Annotated in this window: 22 protein-coding genes; 14 read left to right on the forward strand and 8 right to left on the reverse strand. The window is 69.1% G+C overall.

Features of this window, described 5'->3' with window-relative positions; translation table 11 throughout:
• Nucleotides 1-82: 82 nt before the first annotated feature.
• A complete protein-coding gene (locus NBT81_RS01985; protein ID WP_338740676.1) occupies nucleotides 83-853 on the forward strand; it encodes a 23S rRNA (uridine(2552)-2'-O)-methyltransferase in 771 nt (256 codons plus the stop codon).
• Here the strand turns inward: NBT81_RS01985 and NBT81_RS01990 are convergent.
• From NBT81_RS01990 to tatC (NBT81_RS02000), 3 genes are all read right to left on the reverse strand, one after another.
• Nucleotides 850-1,605, reverse strand: a complete 756-nt coding sequence (locus NBT81_RS01990) for a queuosine precursor transporter (RefSeq protein ID WP_338740678.1) — start codon at nucleotides 1,603-1,605, stop codon at nucleotides 850-852. The genes NBT81_RS01985 and NBT81_RS01990 overlap by 4 nt on opposite strands.
• Nucleotides 1,602-1,778 carry a CopG family transcriptional regulator gene (locus NBT81_RS01995; protein WP_338740679.1) on the reverse strand — a complete coding sequence of 59 codons (177 nt, stop codon included), beginning with the start codon at nucleotides 1,776-1,778 and terminating at the stop codon, nucleotides 1,602-1,604. The genes NBT81_RS01990 and NBT81_RS01995 overlap by 4 nt, the downstream gene beginning before the upstream one ends.
• Before the next feature lie 167 nt (nucleotides 1,779-1,945).
• Nucleotides 1,946-4,114: a twin-arginine translocase subunit TatC gene (gene tatC, locus NBT81_RS02000; RefSeq protein ID WP_338740681.1), complete on the reverse strand. Its 2,169-nt coding sequence runs from the start codon at nucleotides 4,112-4,114 to the stop codon at nucleotides 1,946-1,948.
• A gap of 132 nt (nucleotides 4,115-4,246) precedes the next feature.
• On the opposite strand from tatC (NBT81_RS02000), the gene tatC (NBT81_RS02005) reads away from it, so the two are divergent.
• Together tatC (NBT81_RS02005) and NBT81_RS02010 are read left to right on the forward strand one after the other, a co-directional pair.
• Nucleotides 4,247-5,602: a twin-arginine translocase subunit TatC gene (tatC, locus tag NBT81_RS02005; RefSeq protein WP_338740682.1), complete on the forward strand. Its 1,356-nt coding sequence runs from the start codon at nucleotides 4,247-4,249 to the stop codon at nucleotides 5,600-5,602.
• Between the two features lie 90 nt (nucleotides 5,603-5,692).
• Nucleotides 5,693-6,322, forward strand: coding sequence for a histidine phosphatase family protein (locus NBT81_RS02010; protein ID WP_338740683.1), 630 nt, complete (start codon nucleotides 5,693-5,695; stop codon nucleotides 6,320-6,322).
• Nucleotides 6,323-6,337: 15 nt separating this feature from the next.
• Here the strand turns inward: NBT81_RS02010 and larE are convergent, their stop codons facing one another.
• Nucleotides 6,338-7,210 (reverse strand): ATP-dependent sacrificial sulfur transferase LarE, encoded by an 873-nt coding sequence (gene larE, locus NBT81_RS02015; protein WP_338740685.1) that lies wholly within the window; start codon nucleotides 7,208-7,210, stop codon nucleotides 6,338-6,340.
• Nucleotides 7,211-7,368: 158 nt separating this feature from the next.
• Here larE and NBT81_RS02020 point away from each other — a divergent pair, with 158 nt between their 5' ends.
• Both NBT81_RS02020 and NBT81_RS02025 read left to right on the forward strand, forming a co-directional pair.
• Nucleotides 7,369-8,286: a hypothetical protein gene (locus tag NBT81_RS02020; protein ID WP_338740687.1), complete on the forward strand. Its 918-nt coding sequence runs from the start codon at nucleotides 7,369-7,371 to the stop codon at nucleotides 8,284-8,286.
• 66 nt (nucleotides 8,287-8,352) lie between these two features.
• Nucleotides 8,353-8,601: a hypothetical protein gene (locus NBT81_RS02025; RefSeq protein WP_338740688.1), complete on the forward strand. Its 249-nt coding sequence runs from the start codon at nucleotides 8,353-8,355 to the stop codon at nucleotides 8,599-8,601.
• Here the strand turns inward: NBT81_RS02025 and NBT81_RS02030 are convergent.
• Nucleotides 8,574-8,930, reverse strand: coding sequence for a pentapeptide repeat-containing protein (locus tag NBT81_RS02030; RefSeq protein ID WP_338740690.1), 357 nt, complete (start codon nucleotides 8,928-8,930; stop codon nucleotides 8,574-8,576). The genes NBT81_RS02025 and NBT81_RS02030 overlap by 28 nt on opposite strands.
• Nucleotides 8,931-9,044: 114 nt before the next feature.
• Here NBT81_RS02030 and NBT81_RS02035 point away from each other — a divergent pair, with 114 nt between their 5' ends.
• Genes NBT81_RS02035 through rpiA form a run of 4 tightly spaced genes read left to right on the forward strand, consistent with a single transcriptional unit; the run spans nucleotide 9,045 to nucleotide 14,358 of the window.
• Nucleotides 9,045-11,021, forward strand: a complete 1,977-nt coding sequence (locus NBT81_RS02035) for a helix-hairpin-helix domain-containing protein (RefSeq protein WP_338740692.1) — start codon at nucleotides 9,045-9,047, stop codon at nucleotides 11,019-11,021.
• Between the two features lie 58 nt (nucleotides 11,022-11,079).
• Nucleotides 11,080-12,204 carry an ORC1-type DNA replication protein gene (locus NBT81_RS02040; RefSeq protein WP_338740694.1) on the forward strand — a complete coding sequence of 375 codons (1,125 nt, stop codon included), beginning with the start codon at nucleotides 11,080-11,082 and terminating at the stop codon, nucleotides 12,202-12,204.
• 50 nt (nucleotides 12,205-12,254) lie between these two features.
• Nucleotides 12,255-13,601: a PQQ-binding-like beta-propeller repeat protein gene (locus NBT81_RS02045; RefSeq protein ID WP_338740695.1), complete on the forward strand. Its 1,347-nt coding sequence runs from the start codon at nucleotides 12,255-12,257 to the stop codon at nucleotides 13,599-13,601.
• Nucleotides 13,602-13,656: 55 nt separating this feature from the next.
• Entirely contained in the window at nucleotides 13,657-14,358 is a 702-nt protein-coding gene (gene rpiA, locus NBT81_RS02050) for a ribose-5-phosphate isomerase RpiA (protein WP_338740696.1), read from the forward strand.
• Nucleotides 14,359-14,407: 49 nt separating this feature from the next.
• Here rpiA and NBT81_RS02055 read toward each other — a convergent pair whose 3' ends face one another.
• The gene (locus tag NBT81_RS02055; RefSeq protein ID WP_338740698.1) at nucleotides 14,408-14,575 is read right to left on the reverse strand and encodes a DUF1931 domain-containing protein; all 168 of its coding nucleotides are present in this window, start codon (nucleotides 14,573-14,575) and stop codon (nucleotides 14,408-14,410) included.
• Nucleotides 14,576-14,726: 151 nt separating this feature from the next.
• Here NBT81_RS02055 and larB point away from each other — a divergent pair, with 151 nt between their 5' ends.
• The 5 genes from larB (at nucleotide 14,727) to NBT81_RS02075 (ending at nucleotide 18,354) form a co-directional block, all read left to right on the forward strand.
• Complete coding sequence (gene larB / locus NBT81_RS02060) at nucleotides 14,727-15,485, forward strand: nickel pincer cofactor biosynthesis protein LarB (RefSeq protein WP_338740699.1); 759 nt, start codon at nucleotides 14,727-14,729, stop codon at nucleotides 15,483-15,485.
• A 143-nt stretch (nucleotides 15,486-15,628) separates the two neighbouring features.
• The gene (locus NBT81_RS17275) at nucleotides 15,629-15,778 is read left to right on the forward strand and encodes a DUF7563 family protein (RefSeq protein ID WP_251342124.1); all 150 of its coding nucleotides are present in this window, start codon (nucleotides 15,629-15,631) and stop codon (nucleotides 15,776-15,778) included.
• Between the two features lie 118 nt (nucleotides 15,779-15,896).
• Nucleotides 15,897-16,172, forward strand: a complete 276-nt coding sequence (locus tag NBT81_RS02065) for a GIY-YIG nuclease family protein (RefSeq protein WP_338740701.1) — start codon at nucleotides 15,897-15,899, stop codon at nucleotides 16,170-16,172.
• 34 nt (nucleotides 16,173-16,206) lie between these two features.
• Entirely contained in the window at nucleotides 16,207-17,574 is a 1,368-nt protein-coding gene (locus NBT81_RS02070; protein ID WP_338740702.1) for a phosphoglucomutase/phosphomannomutase family protein, read from the forward strand.
• A 93-nt stretch (nucleotides 17,575-17,667) separates the two neighbouring features.
• Nucleotides 17,668-18,354 carry a DUF7546 family protein gene (locus NBT81_RS02075; protein ID WP_338740704.1) on the forward strand — a complete coding sequence of 229 codons (687 nt, stop codon included), beginning with the start codon at nucleotides 17,668-17,670 and terminating at the stop codon, nucleotides 18,352-18,354.
• On the opposite strand, the gene samp2 is transcribed toward NBT81_RS02075, so the two are convergent.
• Nucleotides 18,351-18,947, reverse strand: coding sequence for a ubiquitin-like small modifier protein SAMP2 (gene samp2, locus NBT81_RS02080; RefSeq protein WP_338740705.1), 597 nt, complete (start codon nucleotides 18,945-18,947; stop codon nucleotides 18,351-18,353). The genes NBT81_RS02075 and samp2 overlap by 4 nt on opposite strands.
• Nucleotides 18,948-19,011: 64 nt before the next feature.
• Nucleotides 19,012-19,707: a type 1 glutamine amidotransferase domain-containing protein gene (locus NBT81_RS02085; protein ID WP_338740707.1), complete on the reverse strand. Its 696-nt coding sequence runs from the start codon at nucleotides 19,705-19,707 to the stop codon at nucleotides 19,012-19,014.
• Nucleotides 19,708-19,773 lie beyond the last annotated feature (66 nt).

The following is a 19,773-nucleotide window of genomic DNA, read 5'->3' on the forward strand; positions in this document are numbered from 1 at the left end:
GTCGACGGCGTCCCTCCGGTATGCAACCGACACGCCGAGCCTCACACCACGCGGGGAGCCAGCGACCGGTCGCGGTGGTAGCATGACCGGCAAAGACGAGTACTACAACCGCGCGAAACAGGAGGGGTACCGCGCCCGATCGGCCTACAAACTGAAGCAACTCGACGGGACGGCCGACCTGTTCGAGACGGGCGACGCCGTGGTCGACCTCGGCGCGGCACCGGGCGGGTGGCTTCAGGTCACCGCCGAGGCGGTCGGCCCCGAGGGTACCGTCGTCGGCGTCGACCTCCAGCGGATCGAGTCGCTGGACCACGACGGCGTCGAGACGATCCGCGGCGACATGACCGACGAGGGGACGGTCGACCGCCTCCGCGACGCCGTGGGCGGTGACGACGTCGACGTCGTCGTCTCCGACATGGCGCCGAACATGACCGGCGAGTACTCCGTCGATCACGCGCGGTCGGTGTATCTCGCCCGCCAAGCCTTCGACGTCGCTCGCGACCTGCTAGCCCCCGGCGGCGACCTGGCGGTCAAGGTGTTCGAGGGACCGGACCTCGCGGACCTCCGCGCGGAGATGGAGGAGACCTTCGAATACGTCCGGGCGGTCCACCCGGAGGCCTCGCGGGACGCGTCGTCGGAACTCTACCTCGTCGCCAAGGGGTATCTCACCGCGCCCGTCACGTCGGGCGACGAATTCACCGTGGAGGTCGTCGACGAGGGGCGCGAGGGCGACGGCATCGCCCGCGTCGACGGGTTCACGGTCTTCGTCCCCGACGCCGACGTGGGCGAGGAGGTCGAGGTTCGGATCGACGACGTCAAACCCCGCTTCGCGTTCGCGGAGCGACGGAACTAGAACTCGTCGACCGGCCGATCCGCCTCGCGCTCGCTCGCCGCCCTCGCGGCGGCGGCCTTCGCCGCGGCGTCGGCCCGCGACCGCACGACCCCGACGACGGCGTACACGAAGGGCGTGTCGACGATAGCGATCAGGAGTTTGAGCAGGTACTGACCGAGCATCAGCGCGACGACGACGCTCCAAGGGGTGACGTCCCCGATTCCCGCGTACGTCGGCAGGAGGTAGAAGGCGACGCCGACGAAGATGACGGTGTCGATGGCTTGGCTCGTCGCCGTCGAGACGATGTTTCGGAGCCAGAGGAAGTCCCCGTCGGTCGCCGCCCGGAGGCGGTGGAAGACGAGGACGTCCCAGTTCTGACTGACGAGATACGCCAGCAGGCTCCCTGCGACGATGTTGGTCGCCGGGGCGAGGACGCCCTCGAACTGCGCGGCGAACTCCGCGTTCCGGCCGGGTGCGAGGATGGTCGACCACACCAGCGCCAGGAGGACGAAGTTCATCGCGAAGCCGACGTTCACCATCACCTGTGCGTCGCGCCGGCCGTAGAGTTCGCCGTAACAGTCCGACGCGAAGAAGGTGAGCGCGTAAGCCAGCGCCGCTCCCGGGAGAAATATCGTCCCGCCGATCCGCGGCAGGTCGGTCGGGAGCGGGATCGCGAGCACCTTCGCGGCGGTCAACTGTGCGGTGACGAGCGCCGTGACGAACAGCGCGAGGATCGCCACACGGCCGACCGGCCAGTCCTCGCCGGCGCTCATTCCTCGGACTCCAGTCGCCCGTGGCGGGCGTCGATGTCGTCCAACAGGTCGAGCGTCTTCCGGACCGACGCCCTGATAGCGTCGCTCCGGTTGACGAACTTGCCGTCTTCGCCGACGTGGTCGTCCAGATCGGAGAGCAGTTCGTCGGGGATCTCGACGCTGATCTTGGTCACGCCGCTCCCTCCGGGCCGCGGTCGGTCACGGGTTCTGATATTCGCATGGTGTTCTCTCGAGCATATTCTTCGATCGGACGCTTAAACGCGACGGCTTCGTCCGGAACCCGGTCGCCTCCCCTCGCGGTGTGACGGCGACCCGGGGCCACGCCCGCGACGCTCGGTGGCTACGGCTCCGGTACGACGTCCCGCTCCGGGGCCAGGTCACGACGCCCCCCGAGTGTCACCACGAACAGGACGCCGAGGCCGACACCGTAGGCGACCATCAACGGAATCGTGACGAGGAACATCGTCGTCACGTCGGCGGGCGTCGCGACGGCGGCGAAGCCCATGATGCCGACCACCACCTCGCGCCACCGTCCCCGCATGGTCCGGTAGGAGACGCCGGCGGTGTTGAGCAGGAGCATCAGGACCGGGACGTCCGCCAGCAGGCCGATGCCCGCGGTGGTGAAGAAGATGAGCCAGAAGAAGTTGGTGATGCGGTAGGCGATTATCATCTCCGCTCGGACGCCGTCGGCGACGAGGTAGGAGATGACCGTCGGCGCGACGGTGGTGTAGCCGAGGGCGAACCCGCCGAGGAGACCGACGACGAGCGCCGCGGCCCAGCCGAAGATGACGTTGCGGTTGCCACGGACGAACCCGCGTTCGCGCAGCGCCGGCCACGCGTAGTACGTGACGACGGGGAGGGTGACGAGGGCGGCGATCAGCGTCGAGAACTTCACCTCGAAGATCAACGCCTCCATCGGGTGGAGTGCGACGACGTTGATGTCCTCGGGGGTCACCTGGCTCGGCAACTGCGAGAGGAACTGTTCGAACACGCGGCCGATGCCGCCGGTGTAGAGCCAGCCGAACGTCACCGCGAGGACGATGCCGAAGACGGCGGCGATGCGGAACGCCCGCGAGGTGAGGCTGTCGAGGACGAACGTCACGTCGCTGTAGTAGCCGCCGATGTCGTCTTCGTCCGTCTCACCGCCGGTGAACTCGTCGAGGAAGGTGCCGCCGGCGCGACTCGCCCGGTCGCCGAGTTCGTCCGCCGTCGACTCGTCGCCACCGTCACCCTCGGCTTCTTCGGCCTCGTCGAACCGGTCGAGGATGGCGCGTGCCCGCTCCTCGTCGCCCGCCTCCATCGCGTCGCCCGCCATTGCCACGGCCTCGTCCTCACTCAAGTCGGCGAACGCCTCGGACGGCGCGGCCTCGATCCCCGCGGCGTCGAGTTCCGACAGGTCGATGTCGCCCGGCTCCCCGACCGTCGCGGGGTCGACCGCCGCCTCCAGTTCGGCGTAGACGAAGTACATGAACGCGACGGTGGTCCCGGCGAGGGTGCCGGCCGCGGTCCACAGCGCCAGTCCGACACCCCGCGAGACGGGGAGGCTCGCCCCCGGTCCGCCGAGGCGTCGCGAACTCCCCGCCCACGCCAGCAGGTCGTTGACGGCCGGTACGCCGCCTCGGGTGAAGAAGGCGTACGCGAGCAGTCCACCCACGACCCCGAAGCCGAGGATGACGTTCCAGTGGCGGCCGGCGGCCGTCCCGACGTCGAGTTGTGCGCTCCCACGCCTGGCCGTCACGACGACCTTCGCGAGGTAGAGGCTGAACCCGTAGAGGGCGATCATCGGCAGCGCCCACATGATCTGGGTAAACGGGTCCGGCGGGGTAAACAGCGCCCCGGCTGCGACCATACCGACGACGGCGTATCGCCACCGGTCGCGGAACGTCTCGTAGGGGACGATTTCGGCGTACGCCAGCCCACTCATCGCCAGCGGGAGTTGGGCCGCGAGGCCGAAAGAGAGCGTGAGCAGGAAGATGAACTGCGCCCAGAGGACGATGGAGTAGGTGGGAGTGAAGCCCGCAGAGAGGGCGTTGTTGGCGAGGAAGGCGAACATCACCGGGAAGAAGACGAGGTAGCCGTAGGCCAACCCGGCGAAAAAGAGGCCGGTCGCCACCAGTCCACCGAGAGCGAGTTTCCACCGTGGGACGGGCGAGGAGGGCCACAGGCCGCGGGCTTCGAGTGCGTCCCGCGAGAAGTAGACGAACACCGGGAGTCCCATGAGTATCCCCACGACGAGACCGATCTTCGCCTGCAGGAGGATCACGTCGAACGGCGTCTGGGCGATGATCTGGAGTTCGCCCGACGCCACCTCGTCCAGCCGCGACCGGGTGATCCCCTCGAGGAAGCCCCAGACGTACAACCGAAGCGCGTAAAAGGAGCCGATGAAACCGACGAGGAAGACGATGAACACCTTCTGGAGGTCCTTCTGGGCGGACCGGAGCATCGCGCCGGCCGTCTCCCGACCGGCGTCCAGCGTCTGACGGGTGTCCTCGTCCAGCGCGCTCGACATACAGCATCGAACCCGTCTCGGCGTCATCAATCTTTTCTCTCCTCTCGCCCCCGGACGGGCCGCCTCGAGGTCGGATGCCCCCGGAGACCGATGGAAAAAGGCCTATAACAGCACGGGGAATATGTCGGGTGAATGGCTGAGGACTCGGAGTCGGAATCGCCATCCGTGCCGACGGACGACGACCCTTCCGAGCCCCCGTCTACCTCCGAGTCCGCCGACCGTGACGACGACCCCGACGCCGATATCGACCCGGAGACCGACACCGTCTACACGCCGGACGACGCTCCCGAGGCGGGTGGGTCCATCGAGGACTTCCTCGACGACGACGAGACCATCGCGGCCGACGAACTCGCCCCGGCCGGCGCGACCGGTTCCGACGACCCGTACGACCGGGACGAACGCCGAAGCGTCTCCGACGCCGTCGGCGCACCCGTCCCGGACGACGAACTCGAGGACGACCCGGACCTCGAACTGGCAGCCGCGGTGGAGGACGGCGACGCGGAGTCGGCCGACACGGACACGGACGACACCGACGGTGGGTCGGCCGACACGGACGTGGATACCGACACGTCCACCGGTTCGACCACCCCCATCTCCGAGACGGTTCCGGACCACATCGACCTCTCGGACGGGTCGACGACGACCGACGACACCGACGACGGCGACACCGCCGACGCGCCGGCAGCGGGGCCGACGGCCCAGTCTCCGCCGGCCGATCCCACCGCCATGGACGACGTCGAGGACGGGGTGCTCGGCGAGGGTCCGGCCTCGGACGAGGAGATGCCGCTGGCGGACCACATCGAGGAGATGATCCGACGGCTGGCGGTCGTCCTCGTCGTCGGTGGGGTCGTCACTCTTGCCGTCTTCCCGGTCGCTGATCAACTCATCAACTTCCTCTGGAACTCCCACATCCCGGGCGCGGAGACGATCACCGACCGCCGGCCACGGCTCTACGGCCCGCTCGAACTGCTGGTCACCGAACTCAAAGTCGCCGCGCTCGCCGGATTCGTCGTCGGCCTCCCTATCGCCGTCTACGAGACGTACCTGTTCATGCGCCCCGGACTCTTCCCCCGCGAACGCCGCTACTACCTCGCCGCCGTCCCAACCAGTCTCGTCCTCGCGTTGATCGGCGTCGCCTTCTCCCACTTCGTCGTCCTGCCCGCCATCTTCGCGTACTTCACCTCCTACACCACCGGCACGGCCGTCGTCGCCTTCGGTCTCAAGGAGACGTTCGGCCTCATCCTCGTCCTCATGGGATACATGGCGCTCGTCTTCCAGATCCCCCTGTTCATCATGCTCGCGATCATGATGAACCTCACCACCCGCGAGTGGTTGGAGGGGCGTCGTCTGCTGTTCTGGGGTGGCTTCCTCGGACTGGCGTTCCTCGTCAGCCCCGATCCGACGGGGATGGCTCCCATCATCGTCGCGGCGACGATGATCACGCTGTTCGAGGGGACACTTGCCCTCCTCCGGTGGACTGACAACTGACTGTGTGATCGGTTCACACTCCGACTGCCCGGACGTACTCACCCTCGGTCTGCAGGAACGCTCTTGTACGGGACGACAGTATCGCCGGACATGACGACCGTCCTGCTGACCCGTCACGGTGAGACGACGTGGAACCGCTCCGGCCGTCTCCAGGGGTGGGCCCCGACGCCCTTGACCGACCGCGGCCACGAACAGGCTCGGTCGCTCGCCACCCACGTCGCCGCCGACTACGACGTGGACCGGGTGCTCGCCTCTGATCTCCGGCGCGCCAGACAGACGGCGTCACACCTCGCGGAGGGTGTGGACTGTGACCCCACCGTCGAATCGGCGTGGCGCGAACGCGACTTCGGCCGCTACCAGGGGCTCCCCAAGGCGACGGTGTTCGAGGACCACGACCGCTTGTCCATCCCTCGCGCCGGTCGGGACGCGGTGGACGCCCGCCCGGAGAGCGGCGAGAGTCTTCGGGATCTGGACGACCGCGTCCGCTCGCGGTGGGAGTCCCTCCTCGCCGAGAGTGCCCCCGACGAGACGGTCGTCGTCGTCTGTCACGGCGGACCGCTCTCCCTCCTCGTCGGGGCCGTCGACGACCGCGACATCGTCACCGCCGTCGCCGACGGCGAGCAGGACAACTGCGCGCTGAACGAAGTTCGGGTAGCGCACGGGACGACGACGCTCGTCGCGGAGAACCGGACCGACTTCCTCGAGACGCCGCCCGCGTAGGCCGCCCGCCGTCGGTCAGTCCTCGCCGATCGGGTACTCCTGCTCGAACACGTCCTCGACGACCGGCTCCTCCCCGTCGTCCTCGGGACTCACGCTCCCCGTTTCGTAGCCGTGGAGGTCGAGGGTGACGTGGTCGAAGCCCGCGTCGGTGAGGTGTTCGCGGGCCGCGCGGACGAACTCCTCGTCTAGGGCGGCGTCGAGTTCGTCGGGGGCGACCTCGATGCGGGCGAGGCCGTCGTGGTCGCGGACGCGGAACTGCGAGAAGCCCCATGTCCGCAACAGCGTCTCGGCCTTCTCGACGCGACTGAGTCGCTCCTCAGTCACTTCCAGCCCCGTCGGAATGCGCGAGGAGAGACACGCCATCGAGGGCTTGTCGGCGACCGAGAGGCCGTAGCGATCCGCGGCCTCGCGGACGTCCTCCTTGGTGATGTCGTGGGCGAGCAGCGGCGAGAACACCTCGAGTTCCTCGACGGCGCGCAGGCCGGGGCGGTGGCCACCGCCGGGGTCCGAGGCGTTCGTCCCGTCACACACGGTCGAGAACCCCAGATCGCGGGCCACGTCGTACATCCGTCCCAGCCGCATCGTCCGGCAGTGGTAACACCGGTCGTCGTCGTTCGCGACGAAGTCCGGGTTGTCGAGTTCGGAGAAGGTGACCGTCTCGTGGCGAACCCCGATTTCGTCGGCCACGCGCCGAGCGTCGTCGAGTTCCTCCCCCGGCAGCGTCTCGCTTCTGGCCGTGCACGCCACGGCGTCGTCGCCGAGGGCGTCGTGGGCGAGGGCGGCGACGGCGCTCGAGTCGACGCCGCCGGAGAAGGCGACGACGACGCCGTCGCGCTCCGCGAGGTCGGCCCGCGCGGCGTCGAGTTTCGCGTCGAGACTGCGTGTCATTGGCCCCCTTACCGCGTCGACGGGCAAAAGCGCGTCGTCCGAGTGTGTCACGCGGGCTGACGGCGTCGAGTGAGGTGGAGCAAGTTCTAAGTGTGACGCCGGTGTGTGGCACGCTAATGACCGAGTCGGTTCGTAATACCGACAGAACGTGTCTCCTCTTGTCCCCGGATCAAGCAGGACTGACCTGGTTTCTGGCCGGGACGGCGTTCTGTCTCGAGGACGACAGAAACGCGGATCCGAAGCCAAACTCTCAGTTCGAACAGTTTCGCGATGTCTTTCTCGCACGCGACTTCGACCATCCGTTGCTGGAATCGAACTATCTGACGGATATCCGATTCTGTACGTTCCAAGTGGCTCGGGAGGGATCTCTCGGTCAGAAGCGGACGACGATACAAACGGCCGACTACGCTGGCGGCTCTCTCGACTTGCTGATTCGGGATCCGGATGCAGCGTGGGACGCGCTCAAGGATGTGTGGGACCGCCATCAACTCCAGTCGGTGGACGAAATCGAAGCTACGCCGCTCTCACGGGACAAAGTCCTCTCGCTCCTGTCGGTACTGGTTCACGAGGCGGACCTGCTCGGATTCGTCCTGCCGATGGACGAGTTCGCGCTCGCCCAAGGGATGACGGACGCGGACCTGCCGGAGTATCTCTCACGAGCCGAACTCGAGACCCGGCAGGGAGCGAGACTGATCTCACAGATCGATCCGCAAGGCACGGGGTATCTACAGATCTACGCCGATCTGTACGAGGCGAACAACTCCTTCTTCTTGGGAACGATGAGCGACGTGTTTCTGGAGACGTTCGGGGACGCCGACTCGGGGGCGTCAGACCCGACCGATTCGTGGGATTCGTTTCGTGAGTACGTGTGGCGTCAGGTTCGCCGGACTGAGTGGTTCGAGCCGGGCCGATACGACGGGACACTCGACCACCGGGATCTGTTCCCTGTCTACTTCGAACCGGACCGAGCCGACCCGAGAACCGAACGTGGCATGTTCAAGCCGAAGCTGGACTGGGACGACGATCACTACTCGCTTCGAGGTCTCCAGCCCGTTCTGGAGCGGATGGTGGAGTGACCGGCAGACGAAGAGGAAAACTTCTTTCACCGGACCGACCAATTCGCCCTCGGGAGAGACGATACGATGCCTGCCAAGACGGGAACCTCGCACGCGCTCTCGGCGTTCGTCAGCCTGATCGTCGGCTCGATGCTCTCGAAGTACGTCTGGACCTACACTCCGTCACTCGCCGAAGCGGGTGCGACCATCGGCCGGCAACTCGAACTGTTGATCGGCGCACCGCTACCGCGGGAGATGGCCGGCGGCCTCGTCGTCGTCGTCCTGCTGTCGTTCCTGTGGGGCGTCGTCTACCACGTCGGCCGCCATGGGGAGTGAACGGGGTCCCGCGAGCGGTCGCGGGACGCGCCGGACGCCGGCCCTGCCAGTCCGGGATCACGCTCCGTCGCCAGTCCTGGCTCCGGCGTCCGCGATGTCCGACCAGTCGACCGCCTCGCCGCCCTCGTCGCCGTCGTACTGGTCCGCAACTTGGCGCCCTCGAAGTCGGCCCCTGCGAGGGTGGCGTCTGTGAGGTCGGCCCCGGAGAGCGCGGCCCCCGCGAGTTGGGAACCGGTGAGGTCGGCGTTGGTGAGATTCGTCCCGCGAAGCGCCGCGTCGGGTTCGATGTCGTCAACGTCTACCTCGTAGGCGCCCGAGAGGTCGACCATACCGTCGCTCTTGTTGTGGTCTGATAACTGTTGGTGGTCGGGCACTTCCGGGTCGCTCGACGGAAACACCCCGACCCGCAACGTTTTGCCGGATGGGGCGATACTCCCTGCCGCATGGAGCTCACGGCCATCCCGGGCGTCGGCGAGAAGACGGCGGCTGCACTCGCCGACCTCGACGACCCCGAGCGGGCGCTCCGGGAAGGTGACGTGGCGGCCCTCGCCGACGCACCGGGGGTCTCGACCGGTCGGGCCGCCGCCATCGCCCGCGCGGCCGTCCGGCACGACCACGGCGTCGACGGCGAATTCCTCGCCACCGACCGCGCCCGCGACTGCTACGAGTCGATCCTCGACCTCCTCGAGGCCCGGACCGTCACCGACTACGCCGCCCACCGGATGGCGACGCTCGTCCCCACCGGCGCGGCCTCCCGGATCGACGAGGTGCGCGACCTCGTCGACCGGGCGACGAGCCACGAGATAGACGAGGCGACCCTCGACGCGCTGGCGGGCGTCGAACCCCTCGCCGACCCGCCGCCGACCCGGGTTCGCGACCGGTGTCTCGCCACGACCGACGCCGAGACCTACGCCGCAGCCGAGGAAGCCGTCCCCGAACTCTCCGTCGAAGTCGTCGACGACGCCCGCGACCTGGCGGAACTCGCCCGCTCGTACGCGACGGTGATCGCCCTCGACGAGACGTTCGCGGGCGTCGACGTCGCCGGCGACGTCCGGGTCCGCCCCGACGCCCTCGACGACCCCGCCGAAATCGTCCCCGAGCGACTCCTCTCCTTTTTCGCGGCGAACCGCGACACCCTGTTGGCGGCCGCCCGCGTCCACGAGACGGCGGGGATCGAGCCCCCCTGTGATCTCGACGCCCTCCGGGACGCCCTCGCCCGCCTCGACGACGACGGCACCCCCGTCGGCGACGACGAACTCGACCGCCTGGTCACCGCCGTCGACGACCTGGACGCCGCCGTCGGGACCGCGGAGTCGACCGCCAACGACCACCTCCGGACCGCCATCCGCGAACGGGACGTGACCATCGAGGGGACGGACTTCCTCTCGCTGGTCGAACAGGGGGCCCGCGTCGACGCCCTCCTCTCCCGGGAACTCGAAGACGAGTTCGACCGCGCGGTCGAGAAGGCTCGCGAGGGTCTCGTCGACGCCCTCGCCCTCGAAGACGAGGCGGATCTGGCCGAACGCGTCTTCGGCGGCGACCTCACCTTCCCCGTCGAACACGACGAGGACGCCGTCTCACGGCTCCGAACCGAACTGACGGCCGCGCGAGACCGTCGGGCCGCCCGGCTCAAAAGCGAGTTGGCCGACGACCTCCGGGCGCTGCGCGACCCCGTGGAGCGGCTGGTTCGGGCGGCGCTCGAACGCGACGTCGAACTCGCGGTCGCCCGGTTCGCCGACGACTTCGACTGTACGCTCCCCGAGATCGGCGACGACGTCACCGGGATCGCCGTCGAGGGCGGGCGCTCGCCGCTGTTGGACGTGGCGTTCGCGGACGTGGAACCGGTCGATTACTCGGCGTCGGGCGTGACGCTCCTCTCCGGCGTCAACAGCGGCGGGAAGACGTCGACGCTCGACCTCCTCGCGCTGGTGACGACGCTCGCACACATGGGGCTGCCCGTGCCCGCCGACGCCGCGCGGGTCGAACGCGTCGACGAACTCCACTACTACGCCAAGAGCCAGGGTACCCTCGACGCCGGCGCGTTCGAGGCGACGCTCCGCGATTTCGCCGACCTCGCCGACGGCACCGACTCGCGGCTCGTCCTCGTCGACGAACTGGAGAGCATCACCGAACCGGGCGCGAGCGCGAAGATCATCGCCGGCATCCTCGAATCGCTCGACGGTGGCGACGTCACCGCCGTCTTCGTCTCCCACCTCGCGGGCGAGATACGGGACGCGGCCGGGATCGACGTGGCCGTCGACGGCATCGAGGCCGTCGGCCTCGTCGACGGCGAACTCCGGGTGAACCGCTCGCCGGTCACCGACCACCTCGCCCGGTCGACGCCGGAACTCATCGTCGAGAAACTGGCCGAGGATTCCGACCGCGACGGGTTCTACGCGCGCCTCCTCGAGAAGTTCTGAGAGGGTCGTCCCCTCGCCGCGGCAACCATTAAGTGGTCACGCGAGCGAGGTGAAAGTGATGACGGAGGACCCCGACGAGGGGATGCTGTCGTGGGACGAGTCGGTGTTCCGGGACGAACACGTGTTCGAAATCGACTACGTCCCCGAAACCTTCGACCACCGCGAGTCCCAACTGGAGAGCCTGAAGTACGCCCTCCGGCCGGCGGTTCGTGGCTCGCGCCCCCTCAACACGATGGTTCGGGGACCGCCCGGGACGGGCAAGACCACCGCGATCCTGAAACTGTTCGGCGAGTTGTCGGGACAGCCGGGAGTGCGGACCGTCCGGGTGAACTGCCAACTCGACTCGACGCGCTACGCCGTCTTCTCCCGTGTCTTCGAGAGTGTCTTCGACTACGAACCCCCTTCCTCGGGCATCTCCTTCAAGAAACTGTTCGGCCAGATCACCGACCGCCTCGTCGACGACGACGAGGTGCTGGTCGTCGCGCTCGACGACGTGAACTATCTGTTCTACGAGAACGAAGCCTCCGATACGCTCTACTCGCTGCTGCGTGCCCACGAGGGATCCGCGGGCGTCCGGATCGGCGTCATCGTCGTCTCGTCGGACCTCGGTCTGAACATGCTCGACGAACTCGACGGTCGCGTCCAGAGCGTCTTCCGGCCGGAAGAGACGTACTTTCCCGTCTACGACGCCGACGAAATCGTCGACATCCTGCAGGAGCGGATCGACCGCGGGTTCCACAACGGCGTGATCGGCACGCGGGAACTCGACCGGGTGGCCGAACTCACCGCCGAGAGCGGCGACCTCCGGGTCGGGATCGACCTCCTGCGGCGGGCGGGGCTCAACGCGGAGATGCGCGCCAGCAAGACGATCAGTATCGAGGACGTCGAGGAAGCCTACGACAAGTCGAAGTACGTCCACCTTTCGCGGTGTCTGCGCGAACTCTCCGACTCCGAGCGAGCGTTGGTCGAGACCATCGCGGAACACGACGGACAGCAGGCCGGCACGGTGTACGAGGCGTTCCACGAGTCGACGGAGCTGGGCTACACCCGCTACACCGAGATCGTCAACAAACTCGACCAGTTGGGCGTCATCGAGGCCGACTACGCCGACGTGGAGGGTCGGGGCCGCTCGCGGTCGCTGACGCTCTCGTACGATCCCGACGCGGTGCTCGATCGGTTGTGATCCTGACGGCCGGAACACATTTATCCGCGGCATCCTGCGTGCGACCATAGATGCCGCGTGACACGTTCACACGACGCGGGTGGCTCGCCACCATCGCCGCCGGGGTGACGGCGGGGTGTGGCGGCCGCTCGGTGTCGACGTCGACGCCGACCGACCGCCGGTCGACGCCGACGAGTACGGCGGCGGCGGCCGACGAGGTGACTGCCGAGGCGAGTGCGTCGTTCGAACGCGGTCCGGGCAACTGTGCCCTCGACTCGGCGCCCATCGCCGACGGAACGTGGCCGATGCCACACCACGACCCCGCGGGAACGAACGCTGCCTCCGAGGCCAACGGCCCCACGTCGTTCCCACTCAACGAGCGGTGGACGATGTCGGCGCTCGAATCCCAGGTGACGTTTCCCGTCTCCGACGAGAAGTACGTCTACGCCGTCGCGGCGAACGCCGACGCCGAGGGGGTTCCGAACTCGGCGTTGCTCTGTCACGACCCGCGCCGAAACGGCGAGATCCAGTGGCGACACACGGTCGACGCCACGCCAATCGGCCCGCCGGTCGTGGCCGACGACGCGGTGTACGTCCCGTTCGGCACCCGCGAGGACGCCCGCGTGGTCGCCGTCGACCGCGACGACGGCACCGCGTTGACCGAGTACGCCCTCCCCGGCCGGTTCGTGGGTGGACTGGCGACGGCGGGCACGAGTCTGGTGGTGCCGACCGACCGTTCCTACCGCGTCGTCGACGCCCGAACGGGGGGACACTGCTGGTCGTTCTCGCCCAACGACGTCAGCGAAGCGACGCGCCGCGACCGGACGATCAGGGCTGCTGCCGTGGGTGGGGAGATGGCCTACGTCGGTACCGGCTACCCCGACGGAGCACCGACGGCCGACACCGGACACCTGTACGCGGTCGATCCGTCGGTCAGCGGCATCCAGTGGCACGTCGAGTTGGGGGGGCCTGTCGGTCGCCTCGCGGTCGCCGACGGGGTCGTTCTCGCGACGACCGGTCACGGCGTCTCGGGGTTCGATCCCGAAGACGGCACGCGTCTCTGGACGGCGGCCGCCGACTCCGCCGTCCGCCCGGCAACGCTCGCGGTGACCGACGGCATCGCGGTGTACGGCACCCGGCGGACGCTCCACGGCATCGACACCGGAACCGGCGAGATGCGCTGGTCGTTCACGTTCGGCGTCCGCGGCGACGTGATCCTCGTCGGCGACGTCCTCTTCGCCATCGGCCGGACCGATCCGACGGCACAGCGCATCCTCCTCGTCGCGGCCGACGTGGAGTCCGGTCGACGCCGGTGGCAACAGGAGATTTACGACCCCATCGTGGACGTGATGGCCGCCAACGGCTACCTCTACGCCACCACGACCGACGGCCGCCTGTTCGCGTTCACGAGCATCTGAGCCCGCGTCGTCACCGACCGGGTCGTTTTTGCCCGCCGCCCGCACAGCCGTGTGTATGAAGACGCCGGGTGGATCGGACGCGGCGAAGCGTCGCGCGGGCGAACACGCCGCCGACCTCGTCGCGGACGGGACGACGGTCGGTCTCGGGACGGGCAGCACCGCCGCGCACGCGATCCGTGCGCTCGGCCGGGCGGTCGAGGACGGCCTCGATATCCGGGGTGTGGCCACCTCCTACGCCGCCCGGGATCTGGCCCGCGAGGTCGGGGTTCCGCTCGTCGCCCTCGACGCCGTCGAGCGGATCGACCTCGCCATCGACGGCGCCGACCAGGTGAGCGACGACCTCGCCTTGATCAAGGGTGGCGGCGCGGCCCACGCCCGCGAGAAGGTGGTCGACGCCGCCGCGGACCGGTTCGTCGTCGTCGTCGATCCCTCGAAGGAGACGCCGACCCTCGACCGATCCGTCCCGGTCGAGGTGTTGCCCGACGCCCGGGCGACCGCCCGCCGTGCGCTCCGTGACCTGGGTGGGACGCCGACGCTCCGCGCCGCGGATCGCAAGGACGGTCCCGTCGTGACCGACAACGGCAACCTCGTCCTCGACTGTGATTTCGGCCCCGTCTCCGACCCCGACTCGCTGGCCACGGAACTCTCGGCCGTGCCCGGCGTCGTCGCACACGGCCTGTTCGTCGGCCTCGCCGACGAGGTTCACGTCGGCCGCGAGGACGGCGTGACCGTCCGGACGGCCGACGGGAGCGACTGACCGGACGGCTCGCTACGCGGTCGAAAAAAGCGGAGAAACGGACGCCGATCTAAAGGTCGCGGGGCTGTACGGTCTTCCGGTCGTTCTGCTCTGCGCGGCGCGAGGCGTCCTCGAGGAGTTCCTCGACTTCCTCGTCGAGGGCACTGTAGAAGTCCGACGAGACGTTCTTGTCCTGGAGCGCTTCCTTGACGGCTGCTTTGACGATGAGGTCTGCCATACGACCTATACAAGCCAACCCCACTTAATAAGATTTCCCAAATCCGCCGCACGTACCGTCACAGATGCCGTTCTGCCGCCTTTCGATACGGCTATATAAACACTGTGCCGGGAACCGACACCTACGAGTGTCTCACCGCCCCACGGCCGGTATGCGCGACGTACTCGACGCGGTGGCGAACGGCGACCTCTCGCCGGCCGAGGCGGAGGTCCGACTCGCCGGCTACGCGACGACGGGCGCGGGACGATTCGATGCCGCCCGCGAGCGCCGACGGGGGATCCCGGAAGCGGTGCTCGCGGAGGGGAAGACGCCCGACGAGGTGGCGTCCATGGCGACGGCGGCCCTCGAAACGACCGGGAGAGCCGTGATCACCCGCGCCGACGACGCCCACGTCGCGGCCGTCACCGACGACCTGCCGGCGGAGGCGACGGTCGACCGCGACGACCGTGCCCGGACGCTCGTCGTCCGCACGCCCGCGTTCGATCCGCCGGACCTCGACGCGACGGTCGCCGTCGTCACCGCGGGCACCTCCGACGCGGCGGCGGCGGGCGAGGCGGGCGTCCTCGTCCGCGCCATCGGTGCGACGGTCGACCGCGTCGACGACGTCGGCGTCGCCCACCTCGGCCGGATCGTCGACCACCTCGGGACGATCCGGGCGGCCGACGTGACCATCGTCGCCGCCGGCCGTGAGGGGGCGCTCCCGACCGTCGTCGCCGGTCTCGTCGACACGCCGGTGATCGGTCTCCCGGTGTCGACGGGCTACGGCTTCGGGGGAGACGGGGAGGCGGCGCTGGGCGGGATGCTCCAGTCCTGTACCGCGCTCTCCGTCGTCAACGTCGACGCCGGCTTCACCGCCGGCGCACAGGCGGGGTTGATCGCCCGCGCCGTCGACGGTGCTCGTGACGATTGAGCCGGATACCTTCACATCTCGCCGGTTCTTGTTCCTTTTCGGATGACAATTGGACGCTTGTCCGGAGTACGCGTGCGCGCGCGGCAGGTATTTACGACTGTGACCCGAACCGACGCCGCCGGCCGCCGGTAGCCGGCACGATCATGGCACGCTGCGATCACTGCGGGTCACACGTCTCGGAACGCTTCGCACGGGTGTTCGCCGACGCGAGCGGGCGCATCCTCGCCTGCCCGAGTTGTTCGGCCAACGCCGGTATCGCGGAAGCCTCGAGACGACGCACCCCAAACGCGTAACCGCTGTAGCGACGTTCGACCACCACGCGAAGCCACCTTCCGGACGCCGTGTGCGGGCCGACACACGCCACGGCCGGGACGCGGACTACTATGTACGGCCGGAGCGAGCGTCCGACGGATGCACTACGTCTACGTCGTCGAGTGTGCGGACGGCACCTACTACACGGGCTATACGACCGACGTGGAGCGACGCGTCGCCGAACACGACGCCGGTGAGGGGGCGAAGTACACCCGCGGGCGGACGCCGGTGGAACTCGTCCACGCCGAGCGATACGAGACGCGGTCGGCGGCGATGTCCCGCGAACACGAGATCAAGTCGCTCTCCCGGCAGGCGAAGGAGCGCTTGGTCGAGGGCGACGCCGGCGACGCACCCGCGACGGACGACGACGCGTGAGCACCTTTTTGCCGTCCGCCCGGAACCGGGTCGTATGGACGCCATCTCCTTCGGCACGGACGGGTGGCGCGCCCGTCTCGACACCTTCACCGACGAGCGCGTGCGGATGGTCGGGCAGGCCGTCGCGGACTACCTCGCCGACGAGGGGGTAGACGCCCCCGTCGCCGTCGGGTACGACGCCCGCGCGACCTCCGAGGGGTTCGCCGAGTCGCTTGCGGACGTCCTCGCGGGCAACGGGTTCGACGTGCTCCTCCCGGAGCGGGACTGCCCGACGCCCGTGATCGCGTGGGGGATCGTCGACCGCGACCTCGCGGGCGCGCTGATGGTCACCGCCTCCCACAACCCGCCCGAGTACAACGGCGTGAAGTTCATCCCCTCGGACGGGGCACCCGCGCTCCCCGAGGTGACCGACGCCATCGAGGCCCGCCTCGTCCACCCGTCGACGGACGGCCCCCGCGGGTCGGTCGACCGCGTCGACTTCCTCGGCTCCCACGCCGAACAGGCCCGAGAACTGGTCGACCCCGACTGCTCGGAGCTGACCGTCGTCTACGACGCCATGCACGGGAGCGGTCGGGGCGTCACCGACGCCCTCCTCGAATCGGCGGGAGCGACGGTGATCCGGCGCCGCTGCGAACGGGACACCGACTTCGGGGGCGGGTCGCCGGAGCCGAGCCCCGAGCGTCTCGCCGGCCTCGTCGACGCCGTCGACGCCCACGACGCCGACCTCGGGGTCGCGAACGACGGCGACGCCGACCGCCTCGCTGTCGTCACGCCCGACCGCGGCTTCCTCGACGAGAACCTGTTTTTCGCCGCCGTCTACGACGCCCTCCTCGACTCCGATTCGGGCCCGGCGGTTCGGTCGGTCTCCACCACGTTCCTGATCGACCGTGTCGCCGACGCCCACGGCGAGGAGGTGATCGAGACGCCCGTCGGATTCAAGTGGGTCGCCGAGGCGATGGTCGAGGCCGACGCCCTGATCGGCGGCGAGGAGTCCGGCGGCTTCACCCTCCGCGGTCACGTCCCCGAGAAGGACGGCGTGTTGATGGCGTTGCTTGCGGCCGACGCGACGGCCGCCGACCCGCTGGACCGCCGCGTCGACCGTCTCCTCGACACCCACGGCGGGGTCGTCGCGGACAAGGTGAGCGTCGATTGCCCCGACGACCGGAAGGCCGCGGTCGTCGACGCCCTCGGCGACGCCATCCCGGAGACGGTCGCCGACCGCGCCGTCGACGACGTGATCACGCTCGACGGCTTCAAACTCCTGTTGTCTGACGGGTCGTGGCTCCTCGTCCGTCCGAGCGGGACGGAGCCGAAGATGCGCGTCTACGCCGAGGCCCGGAGCCGCGACCGGGTGGACGCGTTGCTCGCTGAGGGTCGTGACCTGGTCGTCGGGCTGGTCTGACCCCCCGTCCGTCGAAGTCGACATTCTCATATTCCTCCACTCCTCAGCCCCGTGCATGGACACGATCGATCGCGACCCACGGGAGGCGCGGGCGTGAGCAACGCACTCGGCCCCCTGTCGCGGCTTCGCCGCCTCCCGGACATGGCCGCAGTCCGGTGGTGGTGTCTCGTCGTCGCGGCCGAACTCGCGGTCGTGACTGCGTACATCGACCTCACCGGCACCATCGTCACCCAACCGCGGTACGTCGTCTACCCGTTCGTCTGGATCAACGTCGGCGTGTGGGCGATGCTCCGGACGGGGACGCCGAGCGTCGACCGCCGACAGTGGGCGTTCGCGACGGCGATGGCCGGCGGGTATCTCCTCCTCCTCTTCGTCGCCGGCGGCACGCTCCAGTTCGGGATCGGTGGGCCGCTCAACGGCGGTGCGGTCGCCTCGATTCACTGGAACATCCCCGGACTGGGACCGATCGTCGTCTACGGCACGCCGCGGGTTCGGCTGTCGGTCATCCCGTTCAAGGTCGTCGGCTACGTGGCGATGACCTACCTCGTCTACGCTCGCCTCCTCGACGCGACGCGAGCGGTCCTCTCCGGTGTGTTGGGGCTGTTCTCCTGTGTCGGCTGTGCCTTCTCGCTGCTGCTCCCCTTGCTCGGCGCGACGACGCTGTTCGGGTCGACGCTCACCGGCCTCGCGTGGGACCTCTCGACGCTCGTGTTCGTCCTCACCGTCGCCCTCCTCTACTGGGCCGACGAGGTGGGGGCCGCCGTCTCGCGTCGCCTCTAGAACTCCCCACGGAGTCGGTCGTCCGCCGCTTCGGTTTCGACGACGTCGACCCCAAGCGACTCGTAGAAGGGGCGGACCCCGGGGTCGAACTCGGCGACGAGGCGGTCCCGGTCCTCGGCGGCCCGCGACACGAGGGCGGTGCCGACCCCGCGGTCGCGCCACCGGCGGCGCGTCGCCACCGCGGTGATGCGGTCGCCGTCGCGGACGAGCGCGCCGACGACGCTCCCGTCGACGGTCGCCACCAGGACGCTCCCCGCTCCGATCCGCGCACGAACCGCCGTCGCGTCGGCGTCGAGTACCGCGCCGTCGACGATTCGCATCACGTCGAGGTGGTCGTCGGCGGTGGCCGGCCGGACTCGGATGCGGTCGGCCACGGCGTCGCCGGTCGACGCGCCCCCCTTGACGAGTCGGAGGATACGGACCCTGCCGGCGTCGACGTCGTCGTCCTCGGGGACCGGCGTCCCGTCGACGAGGACGGCTGCCTCGTGGGGGCTAAAGGACAGTTCCGCCAGCAGGTCGCCGTACGTGGCGCCGTCGTCGAGACGCAGTTCCCGCTCACCCTCGCCGACCACCTCGACGCGTACCGTCTGCATGGACCGACGGAGGGACGCGGCGGTCCTGAACCTTCGGATCCCCGACCACCCCGGTCGACGCTCGCTACGCCTCCGGCGCGTCGATCCCGAGTTCGTCGAGGAGCGTCCGGGCGGCCAGCGCCGACGACTCCGGGCCGCGTGCGGTAACCAGGTCGCCGTCGACCGTGACCGACCGGTCGGATCCGAGGTCGGCGTCCCACTCCGCGCCCGCGGCCGTCACCTCGTCCTCGACCCAGTACGGCAGTTTCCGGCCGTCGGGCATCAGGTCCCGGTCGTCGACGATACCTTCCTCCCAGGCGTTGGGGAAGCCGGTGACGCGACGCCCGGCGACGAGGAAGTCGCCCTCCCCGTCGCGGGTGAAGGCGAGGAGGCCGACGGCGTGACAGACGACCAGTGCCGTGCCGTCCGTCCCCTCGACGGCGTCGCGCAACAGCGCCCGGGCGTGTCGGTCCTGGTTCACGTCCCACTCGGTGCCGTGGCCGCCGGGGAACACGACGGCGTCGTAGTCGGCGGCGTCCACCTCGGTCACGCTCACGGGGTCGTCGAGTCTCGGGTCGGTCTCGTGAACCTCCCGGACGCGGTCGGCAGTCTCCCTGCCGACGTTCGCCGGGTCGACCGACCGCTCGTCGATCACCGGCCGCCCGCCGGTGGGCGTGGCGACGGTGACCTCCACCCCCGCGTCGCCGAGCGTGGTCAACGGCTCGGTACACTCTTCCCCCCAGTACCCCTCTTCGCTGACGACGAACAGTGCGGATGGCATACGCGCCGGCGTACGGCCGTGACGCGTAAATGCGTTCCCGACCCACCCCGTCCCGCCCCGGCCGTC

This window comes from Haloplanus sp. CK5-1 (assembly GCF_037201915.1).
GTDB lineage: Archaea > Halobacteriota > Halobacteria > Halobacteriales > Haloferacaceae > Haloplanus > Haloplanus salilacus.

Bases quoted from the DNA above. Each gene is read 5' to 3' on its own strand.
- NBT81_RS01985 (WP_338740676.1), top strand. From the start codon at position 83: ATGACCGGCAAAGACGAGTACTACAACCGCGCGAAACAGGAGGGGTAC.
- NBT81_RS01990 (WP_338740678.1), bottom strand. From the start codon at position 1,605: ATGAGCGCCGGCGAGGACTGGCCGGTCGGCCGTGTGGCGATCCTCGCG.
- tatC (WP_338740681.1), bottom strand. From the start codon at position 4,114: ATGTCGAGCGCGCTGGACGAGGACACCCGTCAGACGCTGGACGCCGGT.
- tatC (WP_338740682.1), top strand. From the start codon at position 4,247: ATGGCTGAGGACTCGGAGTCGGAATCGCCATCCGTGCCGACGGACGAC.
- NBT81_RS02010 (WP_338740683.1), top strand. From the start codon at position 5,693: ATGACGACCGTCCTGCTGACCCGTCACGGTGAGACGACGTGGAACCGC.
- larE (WP_338740685.1), bottom strand. From the start codon at position 7,210: ATGACACGCAGTCTCGACGCGAAACTCGACGCCGCGCGGGCCGACCTC.
- NBT81_RS02025 (WP_338740688.1), top strand. From the start codon at position 8,353: ATGCCTGCCAAGACGGGAACCTCGCACGCGCTCTCGGCGTTCGTCAGC.
- NBT81_RS02030 (WP_338740690.1), bottom strand. From the start codon at position 8,930: ATGGTCGACCTCTCGGGCGCCTACGAGGTAGACGTTGACGACATCGAA.
- NBT81_RS02035 (WP_338740692.1), top strand. From the start codon at position 9,045: ATGGAGCTCACGGCCATCCCGGGCGTCGGCGAGAAGACGGCGGCTGCA.
- NBT81_RS02040 (WP_338740694.1), top strand. From the start codon at position 11,080: ATGACGGAGGACCCCGACGAGGGGATGCTGTCGTGGGACGAGTCGGTG.
- NBT81_RS02045 (WP_338740695.1), top strand. From the start codon at position 12,255: ATGCCGCGTGACACGTTCACACGACGCGGGTGGCTCGCCACCATCGCC.
- rpiA (WP_338740696.1), top strand. From the start codon at position 13,657: ATGAAGACGCCGGGTGGATCGGACGCGGCGAAGCGTCGCGCGGGCGAA.
- NBT81_RS02055 (WP_338740698.1), bottom strand. From the start codon at position 14,575: ATGGCAGACCTCATCGTCAAAGCAGCCGTCAAGGAAGCGCTCCAGGAC.
- larB (WP_338740699.1), top strand. From the start codon at position 14,727: ATGCGCGACGTACTCGACGCGGTGGCGAACGGCGACCTCTCGCCGGCC.
- NBT81_RS17275 (WP_251342124.1), top strand. From the start codon at position 15,629: ATGGCACGCTGCGATCACTGCGGGTCACACGTCTCGGAACGCTTCGCA.
- NBT81_RS02065 (WP_338740701.1), top strand. From the start codon at position 15,897: ATGCACTACGTCTACGTCGTCGAGTGTGCGGACGGCACCTACTACACG.
- NBT81_RS02070 (WP_338740702.1), top strand. From the start codon at position 16,207: ATGGACGCCATCTCCTTCGGCACGGACGGGTGGCGCGCCCGTCTCGAC.
- samp2 (WP_338740705.1), bottom strand. From the start codon at position 18,947: ATGCAGACGGTACGCGTCGAGGTGGTCGGCGAGGGTGAGCGGGAACTG.
- NBT81_RS02085 (WP_338740707.1), bottom strand. From the start codon at position 19,707: ATGCCATCCGCACTGTTCGTCGTCAGCGAAGAGGGGTACTGGGGGGAA.